The following is a 623-nucleotide window of genomic DNA, read 5'->3' as shown; positions in this document are numbered from 1 at the left end:
CGCATCGAAGCCGCCGCCTGCGCACGCAAACACGCCGCCATGGCCGAACTGTTCACCCGCCGCACCGGCTGCCACACCGCCCAGGACCGCAACACCTGGTGGGTCGACCCCGACGCAGCCGTCGGCGCCGAGATCGGCGCCGCCCAGAACATCAGCAGCGGCCTTGCCCTGTTCCAGACCCACCGCGCGGTCGCCCTGCGCGACCGCCTCCCCCAGGTCGCCGCCCTCTTCGCCGACGGCCAGATCACCGAACTCCTGGTCCGCACCCTGGTCTCGCGCACCAACCTGATCACCGACCCCGACGTCATGGCCAAAGTCGACACCGAACTGGCCGCCCAGGCCCACCGCTTCGGACCACAATCAGCCAAGAAAACCGAAGCCGCCATCGACGCCGTCGTCGAACTGCACGACACCGGCGCCGTGCGCCGCGTCCGCACCGCCATGCGTCGCCGCGACGTCATCACCAGCACCGACGGTGAAGAGCCCGGCATGGCCTCGGTCTGCGCCCGGCTCTACGCCGGTGACGCCGCCGGCCTGGCGCACCGCCTCGACGAGATGGCCCGCGCCGTCTGCGACGACGACCCCCGCACCCTGAGCGAACGACGCGCCGACGCCCTCGGCGC

General features: G+C 72.2%; 1 protein-coding gene. It reads left to right on the top strand.

Annotation, left to right across the window (positions count from 1 at the left end; all coding sequences use genetic code 11):
• Positions 1-39: 39 nt before the first annotated feature.
• On the top strand, positions 40-623 hold a 584-nt coding region (locus O6P37_RS28400), incomplete at its 3' end, for a DUF222 domain-containing protein (RefSeq protein ID WP_269897214.1).

This window comes from Mycobacterium hippophais (genome assembly GCF_027529605.1).
Lineage (GTDB): Bacteria > Actinomycetota > Actinomycetes > Mycobacteriales > Mycobacteriaceae > Mycobacterium > Mycobacterium arseniciresistens.
This window is presented reverse-complemented; position numbering and strand designations above follow the sequence as displayed.